We start from the raw sequence: 15,624 nt of genomic DNA, 5'->3' as shown, positions 1-15,624 counted from the left end.
CGTCACCTGCCGGGGGTCGGAGGAGGGCCGTCGGTCATGGCCTCGGGGGCGAGGACCAGGGGGGTGTAGGCGGAGGACCGCCCGACGCCGGGGGCGGCGCCGGGGACGCCCTTGACGCTGCCGTCGGGAGCGAGGAAGGCGGGGTCCCCGCCGGGCACCATGCCGAGCTCGCGGGCGCGGCGCTGAAGGGCCTCGGGGGCGGAGTAGGCGTCGATGTCCCGCTGGAGGGCCTGCTCCTCGTCGGTGAGGTTCTTCGTGCCGCGCTGGAGGTCGTCGAGTTCGAACGCGCCCTCGCTCAGGGCCGAGTTCAGCACCAGGAGGCAGATCAGACCGCCGCCGAGGAGGAGGACGACCAGGAGGACGAAGGGCGTGCGGGCCGCCTGCCCGGGGCCGGTCGGCAGGAGCCGCGCGAGCCGGGCGGCCCTCCCCTTCAGTTCGGGTTTGCCGCTCACGCACACTCCCTCGGTCCGGCCTGCACACGCCTCACTCGACGTCCTCCCTGATGCGCTCGGCTCCGCGCAGTCGCGCCGGTGCCGCCCGCCGGTTCTCGGCGATCTCCTCTTCCGTGGGGAGTTCGGCACCGCGCGTGAGCAGCTTGAGCCGCGGCTGGTAGCGCTCGGGGACGACGGGCAGCCCGGGCGGCGCGGTGGTGGCCGCTCCCGCCGCGAAGACCTGCTTGACCAGCCGGTCCTCCAGCGAGTGGTACGACAGCACGGCGATCCGTCCGCCCACGTCGAGCGCCTTCACCGCGGCGGGGATCGCCCGCTCCAGGACGGAAAGCTCGCCGTTGACCTCGATGCGCAGGGCCTGGAAGGTGCGCTTGGCGGGGTTCCCGCCGGTGCGCTTGGCGGCCTGCGGCAGGGCGTCGCGGATCAGCTCGACGAGGCGCGCGCTGTTGCTGAACGGCTCCTTGTCCCGCTCGCGCACGATCGCGCTCACGATCCGCTTGGCCTGCTTCTCCTCGCCGTACGCCCGCAGGATGCGGACCAGTTCGCCCGGCGGATAGGTGTTGAGGACCTCGGCGGCGCTCATGCCGGTCGTCTGGTCCATGCGCATGTCGAGCGGGGCGTCCTGGGCGTAGGCGAAGCCGCGGTCGGCCTCGTCGAGCTGCATGGAGGAGACGCCCAGGTCGAACAGGACGCCCTGCACGCGCGCGATGCCGAGCCTGTCGAGCACCTCGGGCAGCTCGTCGTAGACGGCGTGGACGAGGGTGGCGCGCTCGCCGTGCGGGGCGAGGCGTTCGCCGGACAGGCGCAGGGCCTCTTTGTCGCGGTCGAGGGCGACGAGCCGGACGCCGGGGAACCGCTCCAGGAGTGCCTCGCTGTGGCCGCCGAGGCCGAGGGTGCAGTCGACGACCACGGCGTCCGGGCCCTGAAGGGCGGGTGCCAGCAGGTCCAGGCACCGCTGGAGCATCACCGGGACGTGTCGACTCTCGCTCAAGGGGCCCTCTCAGATCCGGCGCGGCCCTGCGCACCGCCGGGTCACCGCCCGCTCGGGGAAGAGGCCTGCCGGCGCCGGAAGCGTCAGCCGACCGGGAGCGGGAGGAGGCCGAGCCGTACGTACGCGCCGCGCACGCGGGGAGACACCGGTCGTCGCCGGGGTCCTGGAAGAACATCAGTCCAGCGGGGAGAGTCTCGCCTCCCGCTTCGCGTCACTTTAGTCCACGGTGTCGCCCGGTCAATCAACCGGCCTGCGCGTCGCCGTCGTTCGCGCGGAGCACTGGACACCACCCTTGTGGGGTACCTCACACACGCCACTAGACGGCATTCTTTGTTCACTTCCACAGGAGGCTTGGACGGGGTGTGACCAGTAACGTCATACCTATGACGACTTCTGCATCGGTTCCCACAGGTTCGGAGAGCGCCATCAAGGGCGGCGGCACGGTCACCGACCGCCTCGTCGAGGCCAACGCCCGGTACGCCGAGGCCTTCACCGACCCGGGCATGGACGCCCGGCCCGTGCTGCACGTCGCCGTCGTGGCCTGCATGGACGCCCGTCTCGACCTGCACGCGGCGCTCGGCCTGGAGCTGGGTGACTGTCACACGATCCGCAACGCGGGCGGCGTGGTCACGGACGACGTGATCCGCTCCCTCACCATCAGCCAGCGCAAGCTGGGCACGCGCAGCGTGGTGCTCATCCACCACACGGGCTGCGGCCTGGAGAGCCTCACCGAGGACTTCCGCAACGAGCTGGAGGCGGAGGTCGGCCAGCGTCCGGCGTGGGCCGTGGAGTCCTTCCGGGACGTCGACCAGGACGTGCGGCAGTCGATGCAGCGCGTGCGCACCTCGCCGTTCGTGCCGCACACCGACGACGTGCGCGGATTCGTCTTCGACGTGAAGACCGGCCTGCTGCGGGAGGTCGACCCGGCCGCCTGACCCCGGCCCGCCGACCTGCGAGCCGCGGGCCCGCCCGCCCCGCCACCTGCTGTAGCTGTCGAAAGCCTGTCAGTCACGTGTTCGAATGATCGTAAGACCGACATATCGCGGCCAGTTGTCCACAGTCGAGTGACACGAATCGGTAACGGCAGCAAGAATGCGGGAGTGACGTCGCGTGGAACCATTCCCGCGTGGTGTCCGTGGTTGGGGTGGGCCGGCCCGCGTCATGCGGCGTCGGCCGGGGAAAATGGGGTATTCCGAGCTCCCCTGGAGCGCGGGAAAGGCCGAGGAGGGCCGGGTGACGACCTATGACGATCGAGCGAGCCTCACTGATCTGACCGCCGTGGTGGAACGCGTGCGGGAGTCGGTGGAAGGCGTGATCGAGGGCAAGCCCGAGGTCGTACGGCTCTCGCTGACCGTGCTGCTGGCCGAGGGACACCTGCTGATCGAGGACGTCCCGGGAGTCGGCAAGACGATGCTGGCCAAGGCACTGGCGCGGTCCATCGACTGCTCGGTGCGGCGCATCCAGTTCACGCCCGACCTGCTGCCGTCGGACATCACCGGTGTGTCCATCTGGGACCAGCAGCGCCGCGACTTCGAGTTCAAGCCGGGCGCGATCTTCGCGCAGGTGGTGATCGGCGACGAGATCAACCGCGCCTCGCCCAAGACGCAGTCCGCGCTCCTGGAGTCCATGGAGGAGCGCCAGGTCACCATCGACGGCAAGACCTACGAGCTGCCCAGCCCCTTCATGGTGGTGGCGACGCAGAACCCGGTCGAGATGGAGGGCACCTACCCGCTGCCGGAGGCCCAGCGCGACCGCTTCATGGCCCGCGTGTCGGTGGGGTACCCCAGCGCGGAGGCCGAGCTGAAGATGCTGGACGTCCACGGCGGCGTCTCGCCGCTGGAGGATCTCCAGCCCGTGGCCCACGCGCACGAGATCCTCAAGCTGATCGAGGCGGTGCGCGGTGTGCACGTCGCTGAGCCGGTGCGGCGCTACGCGGTCGACCTGGTCGGCGCCACGCGCACGCACCCGGACCTCAGACTCGGCGCCTCCCCGCGCGCGACGCTGCACCTGCTGCGCGCGGCCAAGGCGTCCGCGGCCCTCAGCGGCCGGGAGTACGCGCTGCCGGACGACGTGCAGGCCCTCGCCGTCGCCGTCCTGGCCCACCGCCTGCTGCCCACCGCCCAGGCCCAGCTCAACCGGCGCACCGCCGAGCAGGTCGTCGAGGAGATCCTTCAGCGCACGCCCGTACCGGCGGCGCCGCAGCAGCACAGCGGCTTCGGCGGCCTGGGCCGTACGGCGCCGGCGTATCCCCAGCAGCCGCCGCGGAGGCTGTGATGACCACCGCGGGGGCGGGGTACGCGGAAGCCGACCGGGGCGAGCGGGGCGGCATCCGCACCGCCCTGGCCGGTCTGACCACCCGCGGACGCTCCTTCCTGGCCGCCGGAATCGCGGCCGCGATCTGCTCGTACGTGCTCGGACAGAGCGACCTGCTGCGCGTGGGTCTGCTGCTGGCGGTGCTGCCGCTGGTGTGCGCGGCGGTGCTGTACCGCACGCGCTACCGGGTCGCGGGCAGCCGCCGGCTCTCCCCCGCGCGCGTGCCCGCCGGCAGCGAGGCCCGGGTGCACCTGCGGATGGACAACGTCTCGCGGCTGCCCACGGGCCTGCTGATGCTCCAGGACCGGGTGCCGTACGTGCTCGGCCCCCGGCCCCGGTTCGTGCTGGACCGGGTGGAGGCGGGCGGCCGCCGCGAGGTGTCCTACCGGGTGCGCTCCGACCTGCGCGGCCGCTACCCGCTCGGCCCGCTCCAGCTGCGCCTGAGCGACCCGTTCGGCATGTGCGAGCTGACCCGGTCCTTCTCGACGCACGACACCCTGACCGTGATCCCGCGCGTGGAGCCGCTGGCGCCGGTGCGCCTGAGCGGCGAGGCGAAGGGGTACGGCGACGGGCGGCAGCGCTCGCTGGCGCTGGCCGGCGAGGACGACGTGATCCCGCGCGGCTACCGCTACGGCGACGACCTGCGCCGGGTGCACTGGCGCTCCACCGCCCGCTACGGCGAGCTGATGGTGCGCCGCGAGGAGCAGCCCCAGCGTGCCCGCTGCACGGTGCTGCTGGACACCCGGGGCATCGCCTACGAGGGCGCCGGCCCGGACTCGGCCTTCGAGTGGGCCGTCTCGGGCGCCGCGTCCGTGCTGGTGCACATGCTGGAACGGGGTTACTCGGTACGGCTGCTGACGGACACGGGCAACGCGGTGCCCGGTGAGGGCGGGGACGGCTTCGCGGGCGCGAGCCAGGAGTCGGCGGACGCGGCCGGGCTGATGATGGACACCCTCGCGGTGATCGACCACTCCGACGGCGCGGGCCTGTCCCGGGCCTACGACGTGCTGCGCGGTGGCAACGAGGGGCTGCTGGTGGCCTTCCTCGGCGATCTGGACGAGGAGCAGGCGGCCGTGCTCGGCCGGATGCGGCAGCGCAGCCCCGGCGCGGTCGCCTTCGTGCTGGACAGCGACAGCTGGGTGCGGGAACCGAGCGACGTGCCCGGCCCGTTGGACAGGAGCGGCGACCGGCTGCGCATGCTGCGCGAGGCGGGCTGGACGGCCCTGCCCGTGCCGCGGGGCGCCTCGGTGGACGAGCTGTGGCGGCAGGCCGACCGGGAGCGCAGGGGCTTGGCCGCCGCGAGCGGCGGGGAGGGGCCGTGATGAGCGGGCGGGTACGACTGACGCTGGGGGCGTGGGCGGCCACGCTGATGGCCGCGTGCGCCCTGCTGCCCCTGGTCAGGCCGGCCACCTGGATCGTGCAGGCGGCCTTCCTGCTGGCCCTCCAGTCGGGTGTGGGCGCCCTCGCCCGCAGGGTGCCGCTGGCCCGGCCGCTGACGGTGGCGGCCCAGGCCGTGGTCACCGTGATGCTGCTGACCTTCGTCTTCGCCCGTGGCCAGGCGCTGGCCGGGCTGATCCCGGGCCCGCGGGCCTTCGACCGCTTCGCGCTCCTGCTCCAGCAGGGCGGGGACGACATCGCGCGGTACGCGATCCCGGCGCCCCTGGAGTCCGACGGCATCCGGCTGATGCTCGTGGGCGGAGTCCTGATCATCGGGCTGCTGGTGGACACCCTCGCGGTGACCTTCCGCAGCGCCGCCCCGGCCGGGCTGCCCCTGCTCGCCCTGTACTCCGTGGCCGCGGGGCTTTCCGACGGGGACACGGACTGGCTGTGGTTCCTGGTGGCGGCGGCCGGCTATCTGATGCTGCTGCTGGCCGAGGGCCGGGACCGGCTCTCGCAGTGGGGCCGGGTCTTCGGCGGTGCCCCGTCCACCGCCGCGGGGGAGCCGAGCGGTCCCCTCGCCCCGGTCCGCACCGGCCGGCGCATCGGCGTGGTCGCGCTGGGCATCGCCCTGGTGGTGCCGCTCGGCCTGCCCGCGATGAACGGCGGCCTGCTGGACTCCGTGGGCGCGGGAGGGAGCGGCGGCCCGGGCGGCGGGGGCACGATCTCCGCCGTGAACCCCCTGGTGTCGTTGCGGGACAGCCTGAACGCGGACGAGGACCAGCAGGTGCTGTCCGTGCGGACCAACTCGGCAGACGTCTCGGACCTGTATCTGCGGATCGTGTCCCTGGACGACTTCGACGGCACCACCTGGAAGCCCTCCCGGCGTTCCATCACCGCCGTCCCCGACGGCACCTTCCCGAGCCCGACAGGCCTCAGCCCGGACGTGAAGCGCGCTGAGATCGACAGCAGGATCACCGCGGCCGACTGGTACGCCCAGGACTGGCTGCCCATGCCCTACCCGCCGAGCGGCGTGCGCATCAGCGGCAACTGGCGGTACGAGCCGGTGGGCATGACGCTGGTCGGCGACCACGGGCAGAACACGCGCGGCCTGACCTACCGGGTCACGAGCCTGGACGTGCGGCCGACGGCGGAGCAGCTGGCCTCGGCGGGGCCGCCGCCCACGGACATCGAGCGCGACTTCACCGAGCTGCCGGACTCGCTGCCGTCGGTGGTGGGCCGCACCGCCCGCCAGGTCACCGCGGGCGCCTCGGACCCGTACGACCAGGCGGTCAAGCTCCAGGACTGGTTCTCCGTGACGGGCGGCTTCCAGTACGACACGCAGGTGCAGGTCGGCAGCGGCTCGCAGGCGATCGCCCGCTTCCTGAAGGACAAGCAGGGCTTCTGCGTGCACTTCTCCTTCGCGATGGCGGCGATGGCCCGCTCCCTGGGCATACCGGCCCGGGTGGCGGTGGGCTTCGCGCCGGGTACCCCGCAGGCGGACGGCTCGGTGTCGGTGGGGCTGCGGGACGCGCACGCCTGGCCCGAGCTGTACTTCGAGGGCGTGGGCTGGACGCGTTTCGAGCCCACGCCGACCCGTGGCTCGATCCCCGCCTACACCGTGCCGGACCGCCCGGACGACTCGGTGCCGAACCCGGCCCGCCCCTCCCAGTCGGCCTCCACCGCTCCGTCCGCCGCGCCCTCGGCGAGCGAGAGCTGCACGCAGGAGCAGAAGAAGCTGGACGGCGGCTGCGGCAGCGCGTCGCCCCAGGCGGCGCTGCCCACGGACGACGAGGGCCCCAAGTGGTACGCGTTGCTGGCGTGGGCGCTCGCCGGTCTCGCCGTCCTGGCGCTCCCCCTGGCTCCGATGCTGTGGCGGCTGCGGACGCGCACGGCACGGTTGGGGGCACACGGCCGCAGCGAGCAGGACGCGGCCCTGTACACCCTGGCCGTCTGGCAGGAGCTGACCGACACGGCGTGGGACTACGGCATCACGCCGGACGAGTCCCGGACCCCGCGCACGGCGGCCGCCCGCATCATCCGGCTGGGCGACCTCGACGCCACGGCGGCGGCCTCGGTGCACCGGGTGGCGAACGCGGTGGAGCAGGTCCTGTACGCACCCCACCCCCGCCCCGTCGCGGGCCTCACGGACGACGTCCACCGGGTGGCGGCCGGGCTCGGCGCGGCCGCCGGACGACCGGCCAGGCTCCGGGCGCTGCTGGCTCCCCGCTCCACCGTGCGGGTGGTGTGGGCGGCGTCGGCCTGGTGGACGAGGGTCCGGGAACGCGCCGTGGCACTGCGGCCCACCTGGCGCAGGGCGTCGGGGCAGCAGGGCTGAGGGCGTCAGAAGCAGCCGGGGCCGCCGGTGCGACCGCACCGGCGGCCCCGCCGTGTGTCCGGAAGTCCGCCGCCGGCGGGACCGGGCGGGGCGAAAGCGGGCCGCGGCACCGGAAGACGCCCCGCAACGCATGACCCTGTGAGCCGCGCGCACGCAAGCGTCAGGGGGTGACCACCGAGTCGGTGGTCACCCCCTGACGTACGTGTTCACGTAGGTGGAGAGGCTGCCCGGAGGGCTAATGGCCGCCCTGCTCGTCGCGGCGCTTCTGCCAGCGCTGCTCGATGCGGTCCATCACGGAGCGGCGCTGCCGGCCCTGCCGACGGGCCTGGTGTCCGGCGACGCCGGCCGCCTGTTCACCCGGCTTGGGGGCCTTGCGCCAGCCGGTCACGGCCAGCACCGCACAGCCCAGCATGACGAGGAAGCCCACGACACTGAGCCAGACCTGCTTGGCGACCATTCCGGCCATGAGGAGCGCGATACCTACGAGGAAGCCCGCGACCGCCTGGTAGACCCGTCGCCGGGTGTACGTGCGCAGCCCGCTTCCCTCGAGCGCTGTCGCGAACTTGGGATCTTCGGCGTACAGCGCTCGCTCCATCTGCTCGAGCATGCGCTGCTCGTGCTCAGAGAGCGGCACGGAGTCCTCCTCATCGTGCAGTCGCCGGGGCGACCCGGGGGGTCTCTTCAGGATAGGCAGGGAATCGCCCCCGTGAAACCCGCCCCTCTGCGCCAATTGACCAACCGGAACCCGCCATGGGCGGCCCGGCTCGCTGAGGCTTCCATTCCCCGGCGGCCGACCCGTCATGCCGGACGGTCTCCCTCGATCATACGGCGCGTCGCCCCCGTTCGGGGGGCCTGTGGCGTACTCCATGCGCAGCCAAGGCGCTGATCAGCGGCGGTGCCCCAGGAAGCGGCTCAGCTCTCGACGACCCCATCGGTCTCGCCGGCCCCGGCCTTCTCGACGGCCCCACCGGTCTCACCGAGCACATGCAGCTGCGTGGCCACCGAGTGGAAGGCCGGAAGCCCGGCCGCGGCCTCCTCCAGCTTCAGCAGCGCGTCCAGGGCCCCGGGCTCGGTGTCCACGAGGACGCCGGGCACGAGGTCGGCGAAGACCCGCACCCCGTGCACCGCCCCGACGCGCAGGCCCGCGCCCTCGACCAGTCCGGTGAGCTGCTCGGCGGTGAAGCGGCGCGGCACGGGGTCACCCGTGCCCCATCGTCCGTTCGGGTCGTCGAGCGCCTGCCGGGCCTCCTTGAAGTGCCCGGCGAGGGCGCGGGCCAGCACGGCACCGCCGAGGCCGGCCGCGAGCAGGCTGAGGACACCCTCCGTGCGCAGGGCGGCCACCACGTTGCGGACGCCCTCGGCCGGGTCGTCCACGTACTCCAGGACGCCGTGGCACAGCACCACGTCGTAGCCACCGCGCTCGGCGACGTCGAACAGGCCGTGGGCATCGCCCTGCACGCCCTTGACGCGGTCGGCGACACCGGCCTCGGCGGCGCGGCGCTCCAGGGCGAACAGCGCGTTCGGGCTGGGGTCGACGACGGTGACCCGGTGGCCGAGGCGGGCGACGGGCACCGCGAAGTTGCCGCTGCCGCCTCCGGTGTCGAGGACGTCCAGCGACTCCCGACCCGTGGCCTTGACCCGGCGGTCCAGGGCGTCCTGGAGGACCTCCCAGACCACGGCGGTACGGAGTGCGGCGCGGGGGCGCATCGGGTCCGACACGGCAGTTGACTCCTCGGCGCGGCACCGCCTCTTGCACGGCGGCGCGAACGGGGCGTCTCCCCCGGCCCGGCCACGGGGAGGGAAGACTTCAGGCGTCCCCCACCCTATTGCCTCGGCGGCGGCGTCCGGATGACCCGGTCCCGAGACGGTCCGAGGTCAGACGACCCAGGGCCAGGCGGCCCACGGTCAGTCACCCCGCGTCCGGCATCCCCCTCCCCGGGCCGCGCTCCGGCCGGTCCTGGTCCGGGCGGGGCTGCGGCAGGACCGGCTGGAGGACCAGCATCCGCTCGACGAGGCGCAGGAACATCGCCACGTCCCGTATGAGGTCGTCGGCGTCCCGGCCGGTGGCCGCGCCCTGGATGCCCGCCTCGGCGCGGGCGCGGCGCCGGGCGCCGGAGGCGAACAGGGCGCTCCAGTCGGCCAGTTCCGGAGCGATCTCGGGGAGCACTTCCCAGGCGCTCCGGATCTTGGCCCGGGCCCGGGGGGAGGTCTCGGGGCGACCCCGGGCGGCGAGCACCGCGGCCGCGGTGCGCAGGGCGGCGAGGTGGGCGGTGGCGTAGCGCTCGTTCGGTGTCTCCAGGGCGGTGGCCTCGTCGAGGCTCGCGCGTGCCTGGGCGAGAAGGTCGAGGGCGGCGGGCGGGGCCGTGGCCCGGCGCAGCACGGGGTGCACGTCGCTCGCCGGGCCGGTCAGTGAGGGGGCAGGGCCGGTGGCGCGGCGCCGACGGGCGGCTGCTGCGTGGTAGCTGGCCATGACGAACCTCCTGTCGTCTGTGTGACGGCACGTCCGGTCACGAAGTGCCGTATGTGACCCATCGTGAGGTATGGCACTGACAATCCGTTCTGACCTGCTGTTTTGCCTCGATCGAAGGTTCGGAGTAGTTTTTGCACTGACCAGTCAGTTCAAATCAGGGGAGACTCGTGGGGGAACAGGCGGGAGGAGTGCGGATCGTCGCCGAGGGCCTCGGGATCAAGGGGCCACGGGGGTGGGCGGTCCGCGGGATCTCCATGGACGCCGGCCCGGGTTCGCTCGTCGCGGTGGAGGGCCCGTCCGGGTCCGGCCGTACGTGCCTGCTGCTCGCGCTGACGGGCCGGATGAAGGTCTCGGAGGGGACGGCCGCCGTCGGTGACGCGCGGTTGCCGAAGCGGATGGCGGCGGTCCGGGGCGTCAGCGCGCTGGCGCACGTCCCCGGGGTGACCGACCTCGACCCGGCCCTGACCGTCGGCGAGCACCTGCGCGAACGCGCGCTGCTCCAGCGCCGTTTCGGCGCCTCGCTGCGCGGCCTCCTGCGGCCCCGCGGCGAGCGGGCGGCCGAGGCCGCACGGCGCGTCGACGCCGCGCTCGAGGCCGCCGGGCTCGACGTGGAGGCCCTGCCCAAGGGGCCGCGTACGGCCGTCCGGGACCTGGAGCGCCTGGAGGCGCTGCGGCTGTCGGTCGCGCTCGCCCTGGTCGGCGAGCCGCGGCTGCTGGGCATCGACGACACCGACCTGAAGCTCTCGGACGGGGAGCGGCAGGAGGTCTGGGCGCTGCTCAGGTCCCTGGCCGACGCCGGGACGACGGTCGTGGCGGTGTGCAGCGAGGCGCCCGAGGGTGCCGTCAGGGTCTCCACCGCGCGGAGCGACGAGGAACCGGCCGCCGAGGACGAGCCCGACCGGGCCGATCGGGCAGAGGCCGAAGAGACGGACCAGGGAGAGGAGAAGGCCGATGCGCTCGCCGAGACTCGCCGCGCTTGAGCTGCGCCGCTTCGGGCGGGGCAAACTGCCGCGGGCCGCGCTCGTCGCGCTGCTGGTGCTGCCGCTGCTGTACGGCGCGCTGTACCTGTGGTCGTTCTGGGACCCGTACGGCCGTCTGGACCGGATCCCGGTGGCGCTGGTGAACGACGACAAGGGAGCCACCGCCGACGGCAGGAAGATCACCGCGGGCGACGACATCACCAAGGGCCTGCGCGACAGCAAGACCTTCGACTGGCAGGAGGTGAGCGCCGCCGAGGCCCGCAGGGGCGTCGAGGACGGCAGCTACTACCTGTCGCTCACCATGCCCGCCGACTTCAGCGAGCGGATCGCCTCCAGTTCCGGGAACACCCCGGAGACCGGCGCCCTCCAGGTGCGCACCAACGACGCGAACAACTACATCGTCGGGCAGATCTCGCGGACGGTCTTCGGCGAAGTGCGCCAGGCGGCGTCCACGAAGACGTCACGCTCCTTCCTGGACAAGATCTTCGTGTCGTTCTCCGACATCCACGGCAAGACCGTGAAGGCGGCGAAGGGGGCCGACCAGCTCAAGGGCGGCATCGGCAAGGCCGAGAAGGGCTCCAAGGACCTGGCCGACGGCCTGAAGGACGCCAAGGCCGGCAGCGGCAAGCTGTCCACGGGCCTGAAGAAGCTGAACACCGGCGCCGGCGACCTGGAGGACGGTTCGAAGCGGGTCGCACAGGGCACGCAGAAGCTCGCCGACCGGGTCAACGGCACCGCCGACAAGGTCGGCCCGTTCCTCAAGGGCAACGAGAAGACCATCGGTGACACCGCCCAGCTGGTGGCCGACTCCTCCGGGGCGATCCGCAAGCACCTCGACACCCTGGTGAAGACGGCCCCGACCGCCGCCAAGGGCGCCCGCGCCGCGTCCGGCACGCTGACCGACGTCTACGCCCGGCGCTGCGACGACCCCGTCCTGCCCGACGCGGCCTGCTCCGACCTGAAGAAGGCCAAGGACGCCGCCGCCGACGTGAGCACCATCGCGGACGACCTCAACACGCTGATCGCGGACCAGGACGGCGACCTGGACAAGCTCGACAAGAATCTCGCCACCCTCCAGAAGCAGTCCCAGGCCCTCGCGAACCGCGCGCCGCACCTCTCCGAGGACCTGACCGACGCCGTCAAGAAGATCAACAAGCTGAACGACGGCGCGGCCCGGGTCGCCGCCGGGGCGAAGAAGCTGCACAAGGGGATCGGCACGGCCAAGACCGGCGCCGTCGACCTGGACAAGGGCGTCGGCAAGCTGAAGACGGGCGCGGACGACCTCAACGGCGGCATCTACAAGCTCGTCGGCGGCTCCGGGAAGCTCGCCGGAGGCCTGCACGACGGGGCGGAGAAGATCCCCGACTACGACGAGCAGGACCGCGACCGGCGCACCGAGGTCATGGCCGACCCGGTGCGGCTCGCCTCCCACGACCTGCACAAGGCGCCCAACTACGGCACCGGGTTCGCCCCGTACTTCATCCCGCTGTCGCTGTGGGTGGGCGCGATGGTGGCGTACATGCTGATCACGCCGATGAACCGGCGTGCCCTCGCGGCCGGCGCCCCGGCCTGGCGGATCGCGCTGGCGGGCTGGCTGCCGGTGGTGGCGATCGGGGTGCTCCAGACGGTGGCGCTGATGTCGGTGCTGCACTGGGCGGTCGGTCTGGAGATGACCCGGGCGGCCGGGACGGTGAGTTTCCTGTTCCTGGTGACGGCGTGCTTCGCGGCGATCGTGCAGTGGCTGAACGCGCGCTTCGGGGCGGCGGGCCGGATCCTCGTCCTCGCGCTGCTGATGCTCCAGCTGACCTCCGCGGGCGGTACGTACCCCGTGCAGACCAGCCCCGGGTTCTTCAACGCGCTCCACCCGTTCCTCCCGATGAGCTATGTCGTCGAGGCACTCCGGCGGCTCATCACCGGCGGTGGACTCGATCCGGTGTGGCAGGCGTGCGTCGTGCTGACGGCGTTCACCGCGGGCGCCCTGGCGCTGACCGCCGTCGCGGCCCGCCGGCGCCAGGTGTGGACGCTGGACCGGCTGCACCCGGAGCTGAGCCTGTGAGCGCCGCCGTCACTTCCCCCGGAAAGGTTCCTGTGACAATCAGGACCATGGAAAGCAGCAGTGCCGCGTCGGGCGGCAGCACGCGCCGCGAGGCCACCCGGCAGAAGCTCTACGAAGCGGCCGTCACGCTCATCGCCGAGCAGGGGTTCTCCGCCACCACCGTGGACGAGATCGCCGAGCGTGCCGGGGTCGCGAAGGGCACCGTCTACTACAACTTCGCGAGCAAGTCCGTCCTCTTCGAGGAGTTGCTGCGGCACGGAGTGGGTCTGCTGACCGCCTCCCTGCGGGAAGCTGCCGACCGGACCGCCCGGGAGGGCGGCACCAAGGTCGACGCCCTGGACGCCATGATCCGCGCGGGGCTGGTCTTCATCGACCGCTATCCGGCCTTCACGCAGCTGTACGTGGCCGAGCTGTGGCGCACCAACCGGACCTGGCAGTCGACGCTGATGGTGGTCCGGCAGCAGGCCGTAGCGGTCGTGGAGGACGTGCTGCGCGACGGTGTGGCGGGCGGCGAGTTCAGCGAGGACATCGACATCTCGCTGACGGCGTCCGCGCTGGTCGGCATGGTCCTGGTGGCCGCTCTCGACTGGAAGTCCTTCCAGGCGGAGCGTTCCCTGGACGACGTCCACGCCGCACTGTCCCGGCTGCTCCAGGGACGGGTGAGCGGCTGCCGCTGAAAGACCGGCTGAAAGGCCGGCACGGTGAAGGCGCCGGCACGAGTGAAGGCGCCGGTCCGGTGTGGCCGCGTCCCCCGCGGGCCACCTCGAACCGGCGCCTTCCGTACTCCCCCGTACTCCCCCGTGCTCCCCCCACGACCCCCGTTCGGTCGTCCCCCGGTTCTCCCCCGTGCCTCGCTCCCGCCGACACCGCCGGCGGAAGGAGCGGATCGCGGGCCGGCCCCGTTCCGGCGCCCCGTGTCGCCGGTGCCGGAGCCGTGCCCCTCTCCGTGTCTCCACTCTCTCGTCGTCGCAGGTCCTCCCCCATCCGCGCGCGTACTCAACTCCCCGCCTGAGTACGAGTACTCAGTGCTGCGCACACCTCCCCGGAACGCCGCTTCGCCGTGTGGTCACGATCACCCCCGCGCCCGTACTCGGAGGTGGCCGGCGAGGCGTGTCGGCGGGTGCCGATAAAGTCCCTGGCATGGCACGGATTGCGGTGATCGGCGCCGGGATGGGCGCGCTGACGGCCGCTGCCCGGCTGGCCGTCGCGGGCCACCGGGTGGCGGTGTACGAACGGACGGACACCTACGGCGGAGCGCTGCGCCGCTTCGAGCGCGACGGGTTCTCCTTCGACACGGGCCCCGCCCTGCTCCCGCTGCCGGCCGTGTACCGCGACCTGTTCGTCAAGACCGGCAAGGAGCCCCTGGAGTCCTGCGTCGAGCTGGTCCAGGTCGACCCGTCGTCCCGGCACCTGTTCGCGGACGGCACCGAGGTGTCGCTGCCGAACGCCTCGCGCGCGGGTGTGGTGGCCGCCCTGGACGAGGGGCTGGGGGCGGGTGCCGGGAAGCGCTGGGGCGACTTCCTGGTGCGGGCCCGCGAGGCCTGGGACCGGACCCGCCGGCCGCTGCTCGAGGAGCCGCTCTGGCCGAACTGGCAGGTCCTGGCCGAGCGCGAGCCTTACCCGTCGGTGCCCCACAAGCGGCTGCTGCGCACCCGCCGGGCCGGCACCCTCGCCGAGGTCGGCGCCTGGGAGCTGCGCGACCCCCGGCTCGCGGCGCTTCTGGAGAGCCACGCCCTCGGGTACGGCCTGGATCCCCGGATCGCCCCGGCGAGCGCGGCCGTACTGCCGTACATGGAGCACGCCTTCGGCACCTGGTACGTGCGCGGTGGTCTGCGCGAGCTGGCGCGGGCGGTGTACGAGCGGTGCCTGGCCCGCAGGGTCGAGTTCCACTTCGGCGCCGACGTCACCGGCGTGCTGGAGAAGGACGGCCGGGCGTCGGGGGTGGAGCTCTCCGACGGGTCGGTCGTGGAGGCGGACTTCGTGGTGGCCGGCGTCGCGCCCGGCGTCCTGGAGCGGCTGACGCCGGGATCGGCCCTCCGGGGCGAGGGCGAGGTGCCCGGGCGGCCCCCGGCGGCCGCCCGGCTGACGCTGCTGGCGGCCCTGCGCGGCGCCCGCCCCGAGGGCACGGCGCACCGCACCGTGGTGCACACCCCGGATCGTGAGGCCGAGCTGGACGCCCTGTTCGCCACGGCGGCCGACGCGGCGCGTCCCACGGTGACGGTGCTACGGCCCGACGACCCGGGCCTGGCCCCGGCGGATCACGAGGCGGTCACCCTCACGACGGTGGTGCCCGCGCGGGTCGACCGGCCCCAGGCCGATCTCGCCGGCCTCGCCGACCGGCTGCTCACCGTCGCCGAACGCGCCGTGCCCGGCCTGCGCGACCGGCTGCTCTGGCACGAGGTGCGCACCCCGGCCGACATCGCGGACGCGACGGGGGCGGAGGGCGGGGCGGTTCCCGCGCCGGCCCTGGCGGCGGCCGGCGGACGGCTGCTGCACCCGTCCAACGGCACGCGGGTGCCCGGCCTGTTCACGGTGGGCGGCTGGGCCCACCCCGGCGGCGGGCTGCCGCACGCCGGCATGTCGGGTGCCCTGGTCGCCGGACTGATCGTGGAGGGCCCGGAGTTCCGCGGCTCGCAGTGAGCACACCCGC

General features: G+C 73.4%; 13 protein-coding genes. 8 read left to right on the top strand and 5 right to left on the bottom strand.

Annotated elements, in window-relative coordinates; translation table 11 throughout:
- Positions 1 to 2 precede the first annotated feature (2 nt).
- Both AB0I06_RS19535 and rsmH read right to left on the bottom strand, forming a co-directional pair.
- A complete protein-coding gene (locus tag AB0I06_RS19535) occupies positions 3 to 452 on the bottom strand; it encodes a hypothetical protein (RefSeq protein ID WP_363120068.1) in 450 nt (149 codons plus the stop codon).
- Positions 453 to 483: 31 nt separating this feature from the next.
- The gene (rsmH, locus tag AB0I06_RS19530) at positions 484 to 1,440 is read right to left on the bottom strand and encodes a 16S rRNA (cytosine(1402)-N(4))-methyltransferase RsmH (RefSeq protein ID WP_363120067.1); all 957 of its coding nucleotides are present in this window, start codon (positions 1,438 to 1,440) and stop codon (positions 484 to 486) included.
- A 383-nt stretch (positions 1,441 to 1,823) separates the two neighbouring features.
- Here rsmH and AB0I06_RS19525 point away from each other — a divergent pair, with 383 nt between their 5' ends.
- The 4 genes from AB0I06_RS19525 (at position 1,824) to AB0I06_RS19510 (ending at position 7,468) form a co-directional block, all read left to right on the top strand.
- Positions 1,824 to 2,375, top strand: coding sequence for a carbonic anhydrase (locus AB0I06_RS19525; protein ID WP_363120066.1), 552 nt, complete (start codon positions 1,824 to 1,826; stop codon positions 2,373 to 2,375).
- A gap of 298 nt (positions 2,376 to 2,673) precedes the next feature.
- Entirely contained in the window at positions 2,674 to 3,714 is a 1,041-nt protein-coding gene (locus AB0I06_RS19520; protein WP_363120065.1) for a MoxR family ATPase, read from the top strand.
- Positions 3,714 to 5,075, top strand: coding sequence for a DUF58 domain-containing protein (locus AB0I06_RS19515; RefSeq protein WP_363120064.1), 1,362 nt, complete (start codon positions 3,714 to 3,716; stop codon positions 5,073 to 5,075). Before AB0I06_RS19520 ends, AB0I06_RS19515 begins: the two co-directional genes overlap by 1 nt.
- A complete protein-coding gene (locus AB0I06_RS19510; protein ID WP_363120063.1) occupies positions 5,075 to 7,468 on the top strand; it encodes a DUF3488 and transglutaminase-like domain-containing protein in 2,394 nt (797 codons plus the stop codon). The genes AB0I06_RS19515 and AB0I06_RS19510 overlap by 1 nt, the downstream gene beginning before the upstream one ends.
- 235 nt (positions 7,469 to 7,703) lie before the next feature.
- Here AB0I06_RS19510 and AB0I06_RS19505 read toward each other — a convergent pair whose 3' ends face one another.
- The 3 genes from AB0I06_RS19505 to AB0I06_RS19495 form a co-directional block, all read right to left on the bottom strand.
- Complete coding sequence (locus tag AB0I06_RS19505; protein WP_363120062.1) at positions 7,704 to 8,102, bottom strand: DUF3040 domain-containing protein; 399 nt, start codon at positions 8,100 to 8,102, stop codon at positions 7,704 to 7,706.
- A 278-nt stretch (positions 8,103 to 8,380) separates the two neighbouring features.
- Complete coding sequence (locus tag AB0I06_RS19500) at positions 8,381 to 9,187, bottom strand: methyltransferase (protein ID WP_363120061.1); 807 nt, start codon at positions 9,185 to 9,187, stop codon at positions 8,381 to 8,383.
- Positions 9,188 to 9,377: 190 nt separating this feature from the next.
- The gene (locus AB0I06_RS19495; protein WP_363120060.1) at positions 9,378 to 9,938 is read right to left on the bottom strand and encodes an SAV_6107 family HEPN domain-containing protein; all 561 of its coding nucleotides are present in this window, start codon (positions 9,936 to 9,938) and stop codon (positions 9,378 to 9,380) included.
- A gap of 167 nt (positions 9,939 to 10,105) precedes the next feature.
- On the opposite strand from AB0I06_RS19495, the gene AB0I06_RS19490 reads away from it, so the two are divergent.
- From AB0I06_RS19490 to AB0I06_RS19475, 4 genes are all read left to right on the top strand, one after another.
- Positions 10,106 to 10,918: an ATP-binding cassette domain-containing protein gene (locus AB0I06_RS19490; RefSeq protein ID WP_363120059.1), complete on the top strand. Its 813-nt coding sequence runs from the start codon at positions 10,106 to 10,108 to the stop codon at positions 10,916 to 10,918.
- Positions 10,890 to 12,974 (top strand): YhgE/Pip domain-containing protein, encoded by a 2,085-nt coding sequence (locus AB0I06_RS19485; protein ID WP_363120058.1) that lies wholly within the window; start codon positions 10,890 to 10,892, stop codon positions 12,972 to 12,974. Before AB0I06_RS19490 ends, AB0I06_RS19485 begins: the two co-directional genes overlap by 29 nt.
- 47 nt (positions 12,975 to 13,021) lie before the next feature.
- Entirely contained in the window at positions 13,022 to 13,651 is a 630-nt protein-coding gene (locus AB0I06_RS19480) for a TetR/AcrR family transcriptional regulator (RefSeq protein ID WP_363120057.1), read from the top strand.
- 463 nt (positions 13,652 to 14,114) lie between these two features.
- Complete coding sequence (locus AB0I06_RS19475) at positions 14,115 to 15,614, top strand: NAD(P)/FAD-dependent oxidoreductase (protein WP_363120056.1); 1,500 nt, start codon at positions 14,115 to 14,117, stop codon at positions 15,612 to 15,614.
- Positions 15,615 to 15,624: the final 10 nt, after the last annotated feature.

Source organism: Streptomyces sp. NPDC050674 (assembly GCF_040654575.1).
In the GTDB taxonomy this organism is placed as follows: Bacteria; Actinomycetota; Actinomycetes; order Streptomycetales; family Streptomycetaceae; genus Streptomyces.
This window is presented reverse-complemented; position numbering and strand designations above follow the sequence as displayed.